General features: G+C 70.7%; 12 protein-coding genes. 9 read left to right on the top strand and 3 right to left on the bottom strand.

Annotated elements, in window-relative coordinates:
• The first annotated feature begins 32 nt into the window (after positions 1-32).
• From OG709_RS28585 to OG709_RS28615, 7 genes are all read left to right on the top strand, one after another.
• The gene (locus OG709_RS28585) at positions 33-494 is read left to right on the top strand and encodes a DUF6099 family protein (protein WP_250305708.1); all 462 of its coding nucleotides are present in this window, start codon (positions 33-35) and stop codon (positions 492-494) included.
• 95 nt (positions 495-589) lie between these two features.
• Complete coding sequence (locus OG709_RS28590) at positions 590-1510, top strand: LLM class F420-dependent oxidoreductase (RefSeq protein WP_266640291.1); 921 nt, start codon at positions 590-592, stop codon at positions 1508-1510.
• Between the two features lie 179 nt (positions 1511-1689).
• On the top strand, positions 1690-3210 hold the full coding sequence (locus OG709_RS28595) for a 3' terminal RNA ribose 2'-O-methyltransferase Hen1 (RefSeq protein WP_250305706.1): 1521 nt from the start codon (positions 1690-1692) through the stop codon (positions 3208-3210).
• Positions 3207-5807, top strand: coding sequence for a polynucleotide kinase-phosphatase (locus tag OG709_RS28600; RefSeq protein ID WP_329168096.1), 2601 nt, complete (start codon positions 3207-3209; stop codon positions 5805-5807). Before OG709_RS28595 ends, OG709_RS28600 begins: the two co-directional genes overlap by 4 nt.
• A 50-nt stretch (positions 5808-5857) precedes the next feature.
• Complete coding sequence (locus OG709_RS28605) at positions 5858-7084, top strand: arginine deiminase (RefSeq protein ID WP_250305704.1); 1227 nt, start codon at positions 5858-5860, stop codon at positions 7082-7084.
• A gap of 60 nt (positions 7085-7144) precedes the next feature.
• A complete protein-coding gene (argF, locus tag OG709_RS28610) occupies positions 7145-8158 on the top strand; it encodes an ornithine carbamoyltransferase (protein WP_250305703.1) in 1014 nt (337 codons plus the stop codon).
• Between the two features lie 171 nt (positions 8159-8329).
• A complete protein-coding gene (locus tag OG709_RS28615; protein WP_266640289.1) occupies positions 8330-9760 on the top strand; it encodes an amino acid permease in 1431 nt (476 codons plus the stop codon).
• On the opposite strand, the gene OG709_RS28620 is transcribed toward OG709_RS28615, so the two are convergent.
• Entirely contained in the window at positions 9732-10163 is a 432-nt protein-coding gene (locus OG709_RS28620; protein WP_250305701.1) for an ATP-binding protein, read from the bottom strand. The genes OG709_RS28615 and OG709_RS28620 overlap by 29 nt on opposite strands.
• Before the next feature lie 267 nt (positions 10164-10430).
• Here OG709_RS28620 and OG709_RS28625 point away from each other — a divergent pair, with 267 nt between their 5' ends.
• Both OG709_RS28625 and OG709_RS28630 read left to right on the top strand, forming a co-directional pair.
• Positions 10431-11258 carry an enoyl-CoA hydratase family protein gene (locus tag OG709_RS28625; protein ID WP_266640288.1) on the top strand — a complete coding sequence of 276 codons (828 nt, stop codon included), beginning with the start codon at positions 10431-10433 and terminating at the stop codon, positions 11256-11258.
• Complete coding sequence (locus OG709_RS28630; RefSeq protein WP_329168098.1) at positions 11243-13588, top strand: bifunctional salicylyl-CoA 5-hydroxylase/oxidoreductase; 2346 nt, start codon at positions 11243-11245, stop codon at positions 13586-13588. The genes OG709_RS28625 and OG709_RS28630 overlap by 16 nt, the downstream gene beginning before the upstream one ends.
• Here the strand turns inward: OG709_RS28630 and OG709_RS28635 are convergent.
• Positions 13575-14429, bottom strand: coding sequence for a GNAT family N-acetyltransferase (locus OG709_RS28635; RefSeq protein ID WP_250305698.1), 855 nt, complete (start codon positions 14427-14429; stop codon positions 13575-13577). The two genes, OG709_RS28630 and OG709_RS28635, sit on opposite strands and share 14 nt — an antisense overlap.
• 70 nt (positions 14430-14499) lie before the next feature.
• Positions 14500-16119, bottom strand: a complete 1620-nt coding sequence (locus tag OG709_RS28640) for an AMP-binding protein (protein ID WP_329169225.1) — start codon at positions 16117-16119, stop codon at positions 14500-14502.
• Between the last annotated feature and the right edge of the window lie 69 nt (positions 16120-16188).

A 16188-nucleotide genomic window follows, 5' to 3' on the forward strand; every position in this document is an offset into this window, starting at 1 on the left:
GGAGAGGGAAAGTCTGAGGAACGGGGACGCGGATGGATGGGGTGCGACTCATTGCGATCAGTCGGGACGCTCTGGCGCAGAGCGTGCCGGAACTGGACACCATGGTGGAGGCGTGGCAGGCGCAGGCGCTCGCCCAGGCCGTGGGCGGACACCTGGCGTTGAGAGGCCCGCAGGAGTTGCGGGCCGAGGCGCGGGCGCTGGGTGAGTCCGGCGGCCGTGGCTGCGGGGCGCTCGAAGTGCCGGCACTGCGCGGCGGGCTGATACGTGCCGCGCAGCTGTCGGAAGTATCGGATGTGCGCGAGGCGTTGACCGCGCTGGGCGTGCTCCTCGGGGAGGTGGGGATCGCCCTGGTCGGCGTCGCCTGTGGCACGGAGGAGGAGGGGGTCTACTGGCAGTGCATCGAGGCGATGGACGCGGCGGACGAATCGGGTGACCGGGTGAGCGGGATGCTGCGCAGGCTGGACGAGCGGGACGGGGAGAGAGCGTGGCACTGACCGGAACCGGTCCCGGTCGTGTCCTGGGCGGCGGGCGGCGGGCGGCGGGCGGTGCGGGGGCGGTCCGCGGCCCTTCGAAGGTGCAGGATGGATGCATGGATCTTCGAATCTTCACCGAGCCCCAGCAAGGGGCGAGTTATGACACCCTGCTGACCGTCGCCAAGGCCACCGAGGACCTCGGTTTCGATGCGTTCTACCGCTCGGACCACTATCTGCGGATGGGGTCCGGGGACGGTCTTCCCGGACCGACCGACGCCTGGATCACGCTGGCGGGTCTTGCCCGCGAGACCAAGCGGATCCGCCTCGGGACGCTGATGACCGCGGGCACGTTCCGGCTGCCCGGCGTCCTGGCGATCCAGGTGGCCCAGGTCGACCAGATGTCCGGTGGCCGGGTCGAACTGGGCCTGGGCGCGGGCTGGTTCGAGGAGGAACACCGGGCGTACGGGATCCCGTTCCCCAAGGAGAAGTTCGGCCGCCTGGAGGAGCAGCTGGCGATCATCACCGGGCTCTGGGGCACCGAGGTGGGCGAGACCTTCAGCTACGACGGTACGTACTACCAGCTCGCCGACTCGCCCGCGCTGCCCAAGCCGGCCCAGGCCAAGGTGCCCGTGCTGATCGGGGGGCACGGAGCGACCCGTACACCCCGGCTGGCCGCGCAGTACGCCGATGAGTTCAACATCCCGTTCGCCTCGGTCGAGGACAGCGAGCGGCAGTTCGGGCGGGTCAAGGAGGCCGCCGCGACAGCAGGAAGGGCGGACGACCTGGTGTACTCCACCGCCCTGGTCGTCTGCGTCGGCAAGGACGACGCGGAGGTGGCGCGGCGGGCGGACGCCATCGGGCGTGACACGGCGGACGTCAAGGCGAACGGTCTGGGCGGTTCGCCCGCCGAGGTCGTCGACAAGATCGGGAGGTACGGCGCGATCGGGGCGTCGCGCATCTACCTCCAGGTCCTCGATCTCGACGACCTGGACCACTTGGAGCTGATCTCCTCGCAGGTCCTGTCCCAGCTGAACTAGGGCCTCTCGTTTGGATCGGGCCGGACCACGCGAGCCCGGCCTGATCCAAACGGAAGACTCTGGGCCCCTGTCCGGCCGGTCTCTGCCGGGCCCGGGGCGTCCGGACCTTCCCCGCGGACCGTAACCACGGGGGTGAAAACCTCTGGTCGGGGTGCACGGGGCGGACGATAATCGGACCTGTGTTCCTGACGATCAGTACCACCGGCACCCCAGAGCGTCCTGCCACCGACCTCGGATTTCTGCTGCACAAGCATCCCGACAAGGCGCAGATGTTCTCCACCTCCCACGGCACGGCGCACGTCCTCTACCCCGAGGCCACCGCCGAGCGCTGCACCGCGGCGCTGCTGCTGGAGGTGGATCCGGTGGTACTCGTACGGCGGGGGAAAGGCAAGGGACGTGGCGGCGCGCCCGATTCGGCGCTCGCGCAGTACGTCAACGACCGCCCGTACGCCGCCTCCTCGCTGCTGTCCGTCGCCATGACCACCGTCTTCAAGAGCGCCCTGCGCGGCGACTGCAAGGCCATGCCGGAGCGGGCCGCGAGCCCGCTGCCGCTGCGTATCGAGGTGCCCGCGCTCCCCGCGCGCGGCGGCCCCGAACTGGTGCACAAGCTCTTCGGCCCGCTCGGCTGGGAGACCGTGAAGGCCGAACCGATCGCCCTGGACGAGAAGTTCCCGGACTGGGGCGAATCGCGGTACGTCAAGCTCGTACTGGAAGGTGAACTGCGGCTCGCCGACGCCCTGCGGCAGTTGTACGTCCTGCTGCCCGTGCTCGACGACGCCAAGCACTACTGGGTGGCGCCCGACGAGGTCGACAAGCTGCTGCGCGCGGGCGAGGGCTGGCTGGCCGAGCACCCCGAGCAGAACCTGATCACCAGCCGCTACCTGTCCCATCGCTGGGGACTGACCCGGCAGGCGAGGGAGGCCCTGGAACTGGTGCGCCTCGCGGAGGCCGACGACACCGAGGTCGAGACGATCGACAACGCCGTCGACGAGACCACGGACACCGAGGAGAAGCCGGTCCCGCTCGCCGCCCGGCGGCGCGAGGTGATCATGGAAGTGCTGCGCACGTCCGGCGCGACCCGGGTGCTCGACCTGGGGTGCGGCCAGGGCCAGTTGGTCCAGGAGCTGCTGAAGGACGTCCGTTTCACGGAAATCGTCGGCGTCGACGTGTCCATGCGCGCGCTGAACATCGCGTCCCGCAGGCTCCGCCTGGAGCAGATGGGCGAGCGGTTGGCGGGGCGGGTGAAGCTGATGCAGGGCTCCCTCGCGTACACGGACAAGCGGCTCAAGCGCTACGACGCCGCGGTGCTCAGCGAGGTCGTCGAGCATGTCGATCCCGAGCGGCTGCCCGCGCTGGAGTACGCGGTGTTCGGTGCGGCCAGGCCGCAGACGGTGCTGGTGACCACGCCGAACGTCGAGTACAACGTGCGCTGGGAGACCCTGCCCGCAGGACATGTCCGCCATGGTGACCACCGCTTCGAGTGGACCCGCGAGGAGTTCCGCGACTGGGCGGGAACGGTCGGTGAACGACACGGGTACGACGTGGAGTTCCTGCCGGTGGGCCCGGACGACCCCGAGGTCGGACCGCCGACCCAGATGGCGGTCTTCACCAAGGCGGCAAGGGACAAGTCCGTGCAGGAAACGAAGGGCAAGGACGCGACGGACAAGGGCACGACCGTGAAGGAGGCGAAGGCGGCATGAGCAGAACCGAAGGCACCAGCAGCACCAGTACCAGTACCAGCAGCATCAGCACCACCGGCACCGGCAAGCGCACTCTTCCGGTGACCGACCTCTCCCTCGTGGTCCTCGTCGGCGCCACCGGATCCGGCAAGTCCACCTTCGCGCACCAGCACTTCAAGCCCACCGAGATCATCTCGTCCGACTTCTGCCGGGGCCTCGTCGCCGACGACGAGAACGACCAGAGCGCCAGCCGCGACGCCTTCGACGTCCTCCACTACATCGCCGGGAAGCGGCTGGCCGCCGGACGGCTGACCGTCGTGGACGCGACCAACGTGCAGTCGGAGAGCCGCAGGCAACTCGTCCAGCTGGCACGCGAGTACGACGTCCTGCCCATCGCGATCGTCCTCGACCTGCCCGAGGAGGTCTGCGCCGAGCGCAACGCCGCCCGTCCCGACCGGGCCGGCATGCCCCGCCACGTCATCCAGCGCCACCGCCGCGAACTGCGCCGCTCCCTGCGCGGGCTGGAACGTGAGGGCTTCCGCAAGGTGCACATCCTGCGCAGCGCCGAGGAGGCCGATGCGGCAGAAGTCGTCCTGGAGAAGCGCTACAACGACCTCACCCACCTCACCGGCCCCTTCGACATCATCGGCGACATCCACGGCTGCAGCTCCGAGCTGGAGACCCTGCTCACCGAACTCGGGTACACCGACGGCGTGCACCCCGACGGCCGGACCGCCGTCTTCGTCGGTGACCTGGTGGACCGTGGCCCGGACAGCCCTGGTGTGCTGCGCCGCGTCATGTCGATGGTCGACGGGGGCAATGCCCTCTGCGTGCCCGGGAACCACGAGAACAAGCTCGGCCGTTACCTCAAGGGCAGGAAGGTCCAGCACAGTCACGGACTCGCCGAGACGATCGAGCAGTTGGAGAAGGAGGACGCCAGGGACCCGGACTTCCGCGAGCAGGTGAGGAAGTTCATCGACGGACTGGTCAGCCATTACGTCCTGGACGGCGGCAAGCTCGTCGTCTGCCACGCCGGGCTGCCCGAGAAGTACCACGGCCGCACCTCCGGCCGGGTCCGCTCGCACGCCCTGTACGGGGACACGACCGGCGAGACCGACGAGTTCGGCCTGCCCGTGCGCTACCCGTGGGCCGAGGACTACCGGGGCCGGGCCGCTGTCGTCTACGGCCACACGCCTGTCCCCAGTACCAGCTGGATCAACAACACCATCTGCCTGGACACCGGCGCCGTGTTCGGCGGGCGGATGACCGCGCTGCGCTGGCCCGAGCGCGAGCTGGTCGACGTACCGGCCGAGCAGGTCTGGTACGAGCCGTCCAGGCCCCTCACCACCGAGGCGCCCGGCGGCCACGACGGCCGGCCGCTCGACCTCGCCGACGTCAGCGGCCGACGGGTCGTGGAGACCCGGCACACCGGCCGGGTCGCCGTGCGCGAGGAGAACGCGGCGGCGGCACTGGAGGTCATGAGCCGGTTCGCGGTCGACCCCCGGCTGCTCGCCTACCTCCCGCCGACCATGTCGCCCACCGGCACCTCGCACCTCGACGGCTATCTGGAGCACCCCGCCGAAGCCTTCGCGCAGTACAGGTCGGACGGTGTCGGGCGAGTCGTGTGCGAGGAGAAGCACATGGGTTCGCGCGCGGTGGCGCTCGTCTGCCGGGACGCCGAGGCGGCGCGCGAGCGCTTCGGGGTGTCGGGTCCGACGGGATCGCTGCACACCCGTACCGGCCGCCCCTTCTTCGACGACCCCGCAGTCACCGAAGAGATCCTGGACCGGCTGCGCACCGCCGTCACCGACGCCGGACTCTGGGACGAACTCGCCACCGACTGGCTGCTGCTCGACGCGGAACTGATGCCCTGGTCGCTCAAGGCCACCGGCCTGCTGCGCAAGCAGTACGCGGCGGTGGGCGCCGCCTCCCGAGCCGTGTTCCCCGGCGTCATCGGGGCGCTCGAAGCGGCTGCCGCCCGTGGCATCGAGGTCGAGGGGCTGCTCGCGGCGCAGCGCCGACGGTCCGACGACGCGGTCGCGTTCACCGAGGCGTACCGGCGGTACTGCTGGACGACGGACGGCCTGGACGGCGTACGTCTCGCCCCCTTCCAGCTCCTCGCCGTGCAGGGCCGCTCGCTCGCCGCCGTACCGCACGACGAGCAGCTCGCCTGGCTGGACCGGCTGGTGGAGCACGACCAGAGCGGACTCCTGCGGACCACGCGCCGGCTGATCGTCGACACCGGCGACGAGGAGTCCGTGGGGTCCGGTATCCACTGGTGGCTGGAGATGACCGGGCGCGGCGGCGAGGGCATGGTCGTCAAGCCGCTCCAGGCGTTCGCGCGCGACGGAAAGGGGCGACTGGTCCAGCCCGGCATCAAGGTCCGCGGACGGGAGTACCTGCGGATCATCTACGGCCCCGAGTACACCCACCCGGACAACCTGGCCAGGCTGCGCGGTCGCTTCCTCGGCCACAAGCGCTCGCTCGCGCTGCGCGAGTACGCACTCGGCCTGGAGGCGCTGGACCGGCTCGCCGACGGCGAACCGCTCTGGCGGATCCACGAGGCGGTCTTCGCGGTCCTGGCACTGGAGTCGGAGCCGGTCGACCCGCGGCTCTGAACCGATTCGTTCAGGGGGTGGGCGCAGCGGCCCGGGGACAGGATGGGGGCATGGGATTCCATGTCGACTCCGAGACCGGGCCGCTGCGCCGCGTCATCCTCCACCGGCCCGATCTGGAGCTGAAGCGGCTCACGCCCACCAACAAGGACGCACTGCTCTTCGACGACGTGCTGTGGGTGCGCCGGGCCCGCCAGGAGCACGACGGTTTCGCCGCCGTGCTCCGCGACCGGGGCATCGAGGTGCACCTCTTCGGTGACCTGCTGCGCGAGTCGTTGGAGGTGCCCGAGGCCCGCACCCTCGTCCTGGACCGGGTCTTCGACGAGAAGGAGTACGGCCCGCTCGCCACCGGCCATCTGCGGGCGGCCTTCGACGAGCTGCCCGCCGGGGAACTCGTCGAGGCCCTGGTCGGCGGGATGACCAAGCGGGAGTTCCTGGAGCGCCACGTGGAACCGGTCTCCGTCCGCTTCCACGTCATGGACCTGGACGACTTCCTGCTCGACCCGCTGCCCAACCACCTCTTCACCCGCGACACGTCCGCGTGGATCTACGACGGCGTCTCCATCAACGCGATGCGCTGGCCGGCGAGACAGCGGGAGACCGTCCACTTCGAGGCGATCTACCGCCACCACCCGCTGTTCACCGGGTCCGGTGCCTTCCACCACTGGTCGCAGGGGCAGGTCGACTACCCCTCGACGATCGAGGGCGGCGACGTCCTGGTCATCGGCAACGGCGCCGTCCTGATCGGAATGAGCGAGCGCACCACCCCGCAGGCGGTGGAGATGCTGGCCCGCGGCCTCTTCGCGGCCGGTTCGGCGACGACGATCGTGGCCCTCGACATGCCCAAGCGGCGGGCGTTCATGCACCTGGACACGGTGATGACCATGGTCGACGCGGACACCTTCACGCAGTACGCGGGGCTCGGCATGCTCCGCTCGTACACGATCGAGCCGGGCGACACCGAGCGCGACCTGAAAGTCACCGACCATCCGCCGGAGCAGATGCACCGTGCCATCGCGGCGGCCCTCGGGCTGAGCGGTATCCGGGTGCTGACCGCGACCCAGGACGTCCACGCGGCGGAGCGCGAGCAGTGGGACGACGGCTGCAACGTCCTCGCCGTCGAGCCGGGGGTGGTCGTCGCGTACGAGCGGAACTTCACCACCAATTCCCATCTGCGCAAACAGGGGATCGAAGTCATCGAGATCCCGGGCAGCGAGCTGGGGCGGGGCCGGGGCGGGCCGCGGTGCATGAGCTGTCCGGTCGTACGGGATGCCGTATAGTGATGCGTTCGAACGCATAGACTTCCACTGTCCCCTACTCGCGCCCCAGGAGCAGCCACCATGGCGATAGACCTCGCAGGCCGCCATTTCCTCAAGGAACTGGACTTCACCGCGGAGGAATTCCGCAGTCTGATCGAGCTGGCCGCCGAGCTCAAGGCCGCCAAGAAGACAGGCACCGAAGTGCAGCGGCTGCGCGGCAGGAATGTCGCCCTGATCTTCGAGAAGACCTCGACCAGGACGCGCTGCGCCTTCGAGGTCGCGGCGGCCGACCAGGGTGCGTCGACGACGTACCTCGACCCCTCCGGCTCGCAGATCGGGCACAAGGAGTCGTTCAAGGACACCGCGCGGGTCCTCGGCCGGATGTTCGACGCCATCGAGTACCGCGGGGACAGTCAGCCCCATGTCGAGGAGCTCGCCGCGTACGCCGGGGTCCCCGTCTACAACGGGCTCACCGACGACTGGCACCCGACCCAGATGCTCGCCGACGTGCTCACCATGACCGAGCACAGCGACAAGCCACTGGAGCAGATCGCCTTCGCCTACCTCGGTGACGCCCGCTTCAACATGGGCAACTCCTACCTGGTCACCGGCGCGCTGCTGGGCCTGGACGTGCGGATCGTCGCCCCCCGCGCCTACTGGCCCGCCGAGGACGTCGTGACGCGGGCCCGCGAGCTGGCCGAAACCAGTGGCGGGACCGTCACCCTCACCGAGGACATCGACGAGGGCGTCCAGGGGTGCGACTTCGTCGTCACCGACGTCTGGGTCTCGATGGGGGAGCCGAAGGAGATCTGGGCGGAGCGCATCGCCGCGCTGGCCCCGTACGCCGTGACGATGGACGTGCTGCGCGCCACCGGCAACCCGCAGGTGAAGTTCCTGCACTGCCTGCCCGCCTTCCACGACCTCGGCACCAAGGTCGGCCGCGAGATCCACGAGCAGTACGGGCTGACCGAGCTGGAAGTCACCGACGAGGTCTTCGAGTCCGCGCACTCGGTCGTGTTCGACGAGGCCGAGAACCGGATGCACACCATCAAGGCGGTCATGGTCGCCACGCTCGCGGGCAGTGAGCGGCAGTAAGAAGGCACATGCCCCCAATGGGGTGAATGTACGGTTCGGCAGATATTGTGGCGCGTATTGGTGGGGTTCGGGCTCGCACGCCCGAACCCCACTTCGCTGTGTGCCGTCCGTCGTGTGCGGACCGCCGTGTGTACGTCCGCCGTAGGAAAGTCCAGAGAAAGAACCGCATCCATGGGTCCGTCAGGACTGCGAATCAAGCCCCCCGAAATGCTCATCGCCGAATCCGGCGCGGACCTGGAGGGGCACGGCCTCCGGCGCAGCATGGGCCTCTTCCAGCTGGTGTGCTTCGGCGTCGGCGCCATCGTGGGGACCGGCATCTTCGTCGGCCTGTCGGACACCGTGGCGAAAGCGGGCCCCGCCGTCATCGTCTCCTTCGCGCTCGCCGCGATCACCTGTGTCTTCACGGCGTTCTCCTTCGCCGAACTCGGCGGCGCCATTCCGGTGTCGGGCAGCTCGTACTCCTTCGCGTACGCCACACTCGGCGAGCGCACCGCCTTCCTCGTCGGCTGGTGCCTGCTGCTGGAGTACGGCATCTCGGTGAGCGCGGTCGCCGTCGGCTGGAGCCAGTACCTCAACGAACTGCTGAACAGTGTCATCGGCCATCAGTTGCCCGCCGTGCTCTCCAAGGGCCCCGGCGACGGTGGGGTGATCAACCTTCCCGCCGTGGTGGTGATCGCGCTCGCGGCCCTGCTGCTGGTGCGCGGCATCCGGGAGAGCGCCGGTGCGACGGCCGCGATGGCCGTGCTGAAGATCGGCATCCTGCTGGTCTTCTGCGCCATCGCCTTCACCGCGTTCCGGCACGGCCACCTCGTGCCGTTCGCCTCCCACGGCGTCGGCGGCATCACGTCCGGTGCCTCGATCGCCTTCTTCTCGTACATCGGCTTCGACGCGATCACCACGGCCGGTGAGGAGGTCAGGAATCCCCGGCGCAACATCCCGGTCGCGATCATGGTGTGCATCGGCATCGTCACCGTGCTGTACTGCGCGGTCGCCCTCGCCGCCATCGGGGCCTTCGGCGCACCCGCCGTCGCCGACCGGCCCGCCGCGCTCTCCCTGATCGTCGACCAGGTCACCGGATCGGCGGTCGGCGGCGGAATCGTGGCGTTCGGCGCGGTCGTCGCCATCGCGTCGGTGGTGCTCGCGGTCATGTACGGCCAGACCCGCATCCTGATGGCGATGTCCCGCGACGGGCTGGTGCCGGGAGTCTTCGAGCGGGTCTCCGCGAAGACCTCGACACCCATCGCCAACACCTGGATCGTCGCGACCGTCGTCGCGATCCCGGCGGCCTTCTCCTCGCTGGACGTCGTGGTGAACCTGACGACCATCGGGGCGCTGGCGACCATGGTCGCGGTGAACATCGCCGTGATCGCGCTGCGCCGCAGCCACCCCGCGCTCCCGCGCACCTTCCGGGTGCCGCTGTTCCCCGTGAGCCCGCTGCTGGGTGTCGGCTTCTGCGTCTACCTGATGTACGGGACCGGCTGGCGGACCTGGGTGCAGTTCGCGGTGTTCCTGGTGGTGGGGGCCGCGGTGTACGCCGCTTACGGGCGCCGCAACTCGCGGCTGCCGGGCGATCTCAGTTCCGCGGGGCGGCCGGCAGCGTGAACCAGACGGCCTTGCCGTGCTCGGTGGGCCGGTGGCCGTAGGACGAGCTGAGCGTACGGATGAGCAGCAGACCGCGGCCGTGTTCCTGCCAGGGGTCCGGCGGCGCGACCGGCGGCGTCCGGGTGAGTTCGCCCGGCGGTACCGGATCGCGGTCGTGGACCTCGACCTGGCAGCCCGCGCGCAGGATCTCGACGACCAGCTCGATGGGTTCGCTGCCGTCGGTGTGTTCCACGGCGTTGGCGACCAGCTCGGTGGTGAGGAGTTCGACCGTGTCGCTGTCCGCCGCCTCCTCGCCCTCGATGTCCGCGAACACCGTACGGATCAGCGCCCGCGCTATGGGCGCGGCTGCCGCGGTGTGCGGCAGCGCGATGCGCCACGAGGCGGGGTGCGAGATGTCCGGCACGGCTGATGTTCCGTTCGGTGTGGGAGGGGTCGTCCTGGTTTAAACGATACGAACCGAGAGGCGTGGCGAGTAGAGGAAGCAGCCGGGAGGAAATGGGACCTGCGTCACATTTCGGCGGGACCTTCTGCCAGGGTCGCCTCCATCTTGTTTATCGCGTACTCGTGACGGTAGTCACGGGGGAGTGATAATTTGTGCGAACAGGTAGCCCTTCCACCGGGTCTCCGCCCGGCCTCCGGACGGGCCCACCGACCGAAGGAGGCCGCCCTCATGAGCCCCTTTTCCGGCTCAGCCCCCCGTGTGGAGAAGTGGCGCCATCTGCGCCTGACCAGGCAGGACGGGGTGGCTACCGTCACTCTCGCGCGACCGGAGAAACTCAACGCCCTCACCTTCGGCGGCTACGCCGATCTGCGTGACCTGCTCGCCGAACTGTCCCGTGAGCGATCCGTACGGGCGCTCGTCCTCGCAGGCGAAGGCCGCGGCTTCTGTTCCGGCGGCGATGTCGACGAGATCATCGGCGCGACCCTGGCCATGGACACCGCCCAGCTGCTGGACTTCAACCGGATGACGGGACAGGTCGTACGGGCGCTGCGCGAGTGTCCTTTCCCGGTGATCGCCGCCGTGCACGGGGTCGCGGCGGGCGCCGGCGCGGTCCTCGCGCTGGCCGCCGACTTCCGGGTGGCCGACCCGTCCGCCCGCTTCGCCTTCCTCTTCACCCGGGTCGGCCTGTCCGGCGGCGACATGGGCGCGGCCTACCTGCTGCCACGCGTCGTCGGCCTCGGGCACGCCACCCGGCTACTGATGCTGGGGGAGCCCGTCCGCGCTCCCGAGGCCGAGCGGATCGGACTGATCAGCGAGCTGGCGGAGGAGGGCCGGGCCGACGAACGGGCCGCCGCGCTGGCCCGCCGCCTCGCCGAGGGGCCGGCGCTGGCGTACGCGCAGACCAAGGCGCTGCTCACGGCCGAGCTGGACATGCCGCTCGCCGCCGCCGTCGAGCTGGACGCCGCCACCCAGGCGCTGCTCATGAACGGCGAGGACTACGCCGAATTCCACGCCGCGTTCACCGAGAAGCGGCCCCCGAAATGGCAGGGCAGGTAACGGTGGCCCCGCAGCCGCAGCCGCAGCCGCAGCCGCAGAAACGACCGGCCGCCCAGCCGCTGCGGGTCGCGGTCGTCGGCGGCGGTCCCGGCGGCCTCTACGCCGCCACGCTGCTCAAACGGCTCGACCCGGCCCGCTCGGTCACCGTCTGGGAGCGCAACGCCCCCGACGACACCTTCGGCTTCGGCGTCGTCCTCTCCGACGAGACCCTCGGCGGCATCGCACACGCCGACCCGGTCGTCCACCGGGCGCTCCAGGACGCGTTCGTGCGGTGGGACGACATCGACATCGTCCACCGCGGCACCACACTGACCTCCGGCGGCCACGGCTTCGCGGCGCTCGGCAGGCGCCGACTGCTGGAGATCCTGCACCGGCGCTGCCGCTCCCTGGGCGTGGACATCCGCTTCCGGGAAGAGGCGCCGCCCCCCGCCGAACTGGCCGCCGGGTACGACCTGGTGGTGGCCGCCGACGGTGTGCACAGCGCCACCCGCCAGGCGTACGCCGACGTCTTCGCCCCCCGTGTCACCACGCACCGCTGCCGCTACATCTGGCTCTCCGCGCCGTTCGCCTTCGACGCCTTCCGCTTCGAGATCGCCGAGACCGAGCACGGTGTGATGCAGCTGCACGGCTACCCGTACGGGCCGGACGCCTCCACCGTCATCGTCGAGATGCGCGAGGAGGTCTGGCGGGCCGCCGGGCTCGACTCCTGCGACGAGCGGGAGTCCACCGAACGCTGCGCCGCGATCTTCACCGAGGCGCTCGGCGGACGCCCGCTCACCGGCAACAACTCCTCCTGGACGGCCTTCCGTACCGTCGTCAACGACCGCTGGTCGCACGGGAACACCGTCCTCATCGGCGACGCCGCCCACACCGCGCACTTCTCCATCGGCTCCGGCACCAAACTCGCCGTCGAGGACGCGCTCGCACTGGCCGCCAGTATCGAGGAGCAGCCCGACCTCCCGGCCGCCCTCACCGCGTACGAGAGCGAACGCCGCCCCGTGGTGGCCTCCACCCAGCGCGCGGCCCGCGCCAGCCTGGAGTGGTTCGAGCAGCTGGAGATGTATCTCGGCCAGCCGCCGCGCCAGTTCGCCTTCAACCTCCTGACCCGCAGCCGGCGGGTCACCCACGACAACCTGCGGCTGCGCGACGCCGCGTTCACGGACGCCGTCGAGCGGGACTTCGGCTGCCCCGACGGCACACCCCCGATGTTCACCCCGCTGCGGCTGCGCGCTCTCGAACTGCGCAACCGCGTCGTCGTCTCGCCCATGGACATGTACTCCGCCGTGGATGGCAATGCAGGCGACTTCCACCTCGTCCACCTCGGCGCCCGCGCGCTCGGCGGGGCCGCACTGGTCATGACCGAGATGGTGTGCGTGAGTCCGGAGGGCCGGATCACCCCCGGCTGCACCGGCCTCTACACCGCCGAACAGGCCACGGCCTGGCAGCGGATCACCGCATTCGTCCACGACCAATCACCCGGCACGGCCATCGGGATCCAGCTCGGCCACTCGGGCCGCAAGGGTTCCACCCGGCTGATGTGGGACGGCATGGACGAGCCTCTCCCGGACGGCGGCAACTGGCCGCTGTCGGCCGCGTCCCCGCTCCCGTACCGGCCGGGCGTCAGCCAGGTCCCCGCGCAGCTGGACCGGGCCGGGCTCGCCCGGATCCGCGAGCAGTTCACCGCGTCGGCCCGCCGCGCCGCGGAGTGCGGTTTCGACCTGCTCGAACTGCACTGCGCCCACGGCTACTTGCTCTCCGGCTTCCTCTCCCCGCTCACCAACCGGCGCACCGACGCCTACGGAGGCCCGCTCCAGGACCGGCTGCGCTTCCCGCTGGAGGTCTTCGACGCGGTACGGGACGTCTGGCCGTCCGACCGGCCGATGACCGTCCGCGTCTCCGCCGCCGACTGGGCCCCCGGCGGGACGACACCCGACGAGGCGGTGGCCATCGCCCGTGCCTTCGCCGCCCACGGCGCGGACGCGATCGACGTCTCGACGGGCCAGGTCGTCCCCGACGAGCAGCCCGCGTTCGGCCGCTCGTACCAGACGCCGTACGCCGACCGCATCCGCAACGAACTCGGCGTCCCGGTCGTCGCGGTGGGCGCGATCTCCTCCTGGGACGACGTCAACTCCCTGCTCCTGGCGGGCCGTACGGACCTGTGTGCGCTGGCCCGCCCCCACCTCTACGACCCGCAGTGGACACTGCACGCCGCCGCGGAACAGGGCTACGCGGGCCCCGGCGCGCCCTGGCCCCTCCCGTACCGGGCGGGCAGCCGCGCCCCACGGACGGGCAGGACGGACGACCCGAAGCCGCGGCTCAGACTCGGCTGAGCGCCCTGGCGACGACGACACGGTCGGCCACCGGCCGGTAACCGATGCGCTGATACAGGCCGTTGCTGGTCGGGTTGGCCAGATCGGTGAAGAGCAGCACCTCACCCGCGCCTGCGTCCCGGGCCGCGCCGCTGAGGTGCGCGGTGACCGCTGCCCCGTAGCCGCGACCGCGCAGCTCCGGCGGGGTGTACACGGGGGCGACCCGGACCGTGCCCGCGCCGGGGCGGGTCGCCCCGGCCAGCGACACGGGGACGCCCCCGGACTCCCAGAGGGTCAGCCCGCCGTACGAGAGCCGGTCGTCCACCGTGCTCTCCACCCGGTCCACCGGCTGACCGGTTTCCCGGCCGAAGGCGCGGTACCACTCGACCAACAGTCCCCGGTCACCGGCCGTGGCGACACGGGCCCGGCCCGGCGGGGCGGGCGACGGCAGGATCAACTCCGCCAGCCGGTACAGCCGTTGCTCGCCGGTGGTGACCCGGTCCGGCCAGCCCGAGGTGAGCGCATCGGCGACGGACCGCATCGCATTGACGGCCGTCACCCCCAGCTCGCCGAACACCCCCAGCTCCCCGAACGCCTCGGCGAGCGGCGCGACGGCCTCGTCGGGGACCGCCCCGACCTGTACGGCATGCGGTGGAGTCCACACCACGGTGCCGTCCACCACGTCGTCGGGGGATCGCCACCAGCCGAAGAGCGGCGGTTCGTCGCCGTAGAAGTGCGGGCCGTGGCGGTGCAGAGCGGCGGTGATGCTGAGCACAAGGGTGTTTTCGGCAGGCCGGTCGGAGGCCGAGGGTGCCGCGATGGTCAGGAAGGCGTCGAGGTCGTGCGTGAAGGTCCAGGCCATGGGCCACATGGTGGAGGATGCCGGGCATGCGGGGCACGCGATTTCCGGGGCCGCGGAGGGGAGCCCCGCGTCACTCCCGCAGCCGGAACCTCTGGAGTTTCCCCGTCGCGGTCCGTGGCAGCGCGTCCAGGAACACCACCTCCCGGGGGCACTTGTGCGGAGCCAGCTCGGACTTCACGAACTCGCGCAGCGCCCCGGCGTCCCGTACCGCGCCGTCCCGCAGCACCGCGTACGCCACCACCACCTGTCCCCGCCGTGCGTCCGGCCGCCCGACCACCGCCGCCTCCAGGACGTCGGGATGCCGCAGCAGCGCGTCCTCGACCTCGGGGCCCGCGATGTTGTACCCGGCAGAAATGATCATGTCGTCGGCGCGGGCCACGTAGCGGAAGTAGCCGTCCGGATCCCGCACATAGGTGTCGCCGGTCAGGTTCCAGCCGTCCCTGACGTACTCCGACTGCCGCTCGTCGGAGAGATAGCGGCAGCCCACCGGGCCGCGGACCGCGAGCAGCCCCGGCTCACCGTCGGCGACCGGCCGCCCCGACCGGTCCACCACCCGGGCCTGCCAGCCGGGAACCGCCACCCCCGTGGTCCCCGGACGGATCGCCTCGTCCGCAGCCGAGACGAAGATGTGCAACAGCTCCGTCGCGCCGATGCCGTTGATGATCCGCAGCCCGGTCCGTTCGTGCCAGGCGCGCCAGGTCGCCGCGGGAAGGTTCTCACCGGCCGAGACACAGCGCCGCAGGGCGGAGATGTCGTACGCGTCCCCGGCAGGTCCCAGCCGGTCCAGCATCGTGCGGTACGCGGTCGGCGCGGTGAACAGCACCGACACCCGGTGCTCGGCGAGCGCGGGCAGCAGCTGCCGGGGGCCGGACTGTTCGAGCAGCAGTGCCGAAGCCCCCGCCCGCATCGGGAAGATCACCAGACCGCCCAGGCCGAAGGTGAAGCCGAGCGGCGGGCTGCCCGCGAAGACGTCGTCGGGGCGGGGTTCCAGGACGTGCCGGGAGAACGTGTCCGCGACGGCCAGGACGTCACGGTGGAAGTGCATACAGCCCTTGGGCCGCCCCGTCGTTCCCGAGGTGAACGCGATCAGCGCGACATCGTCCGACGAGGTCTCGACGGCCGGATACACCGCCGGTCTGGTGGCGGCCAGCCGCAGCAGATCCTCCGGGCCGTCACCGCCGTACGTGGTGATCCGCAGCCCCGGAACCTCCGCCTTCTCCAGATCGCCCACGGACCGGATGTCGCACAGCGCATGGCTGATGCGGGCGATGTCGCACATCGTGGCCAGCTCGTGCGCCCGCTGGGTGGCCAGCACCGTCACCGCCACCGCGCCCGCCTTCAGCACCGCGAGCCAGCAGGCGGCGAGACGCGGCGTGGTGGGTCCGCGCAGCAGCACCCGGTTGCCCGGCACGACCCCGAGGTCCGAGGTGAGGACATGCGCGATACGCCCGACCTCGGCCTGGAGTTCCCCGTACGTCCACAGCTCGCCGTCCCCGGTGCGGAAGACGGGGCGGTCGGCGCCGAAGCGCTCGATGGTCCGGTCGAGCAGTTCCGTGGCGCAGTTGAGCCGGTCCGGGCAGGGCGGGTCGGACAGCTCCGGAGAGTCGAGGAGCAGCTCCGGCCACTGATCGGCGGGCGGCAGCTGTTCGCGGGGAAAGGTGTCGACGTGCGCTGAGGTCTTCAGCTCCATGACGGGATCGCCTCCCTGGTCGCCCATGGAGCGTATCGTTTGTGTGACGACAGTCAACGGTTCACGATA

This window comes from Streptomyces sp. NBC_01267 (genome assembly GCF_036241575.1).
Lineage (GTDB): Bacteria > Actinomycetota > Actinomycetes > Streptomycetales > Streptomycetaceae > Streptomyces.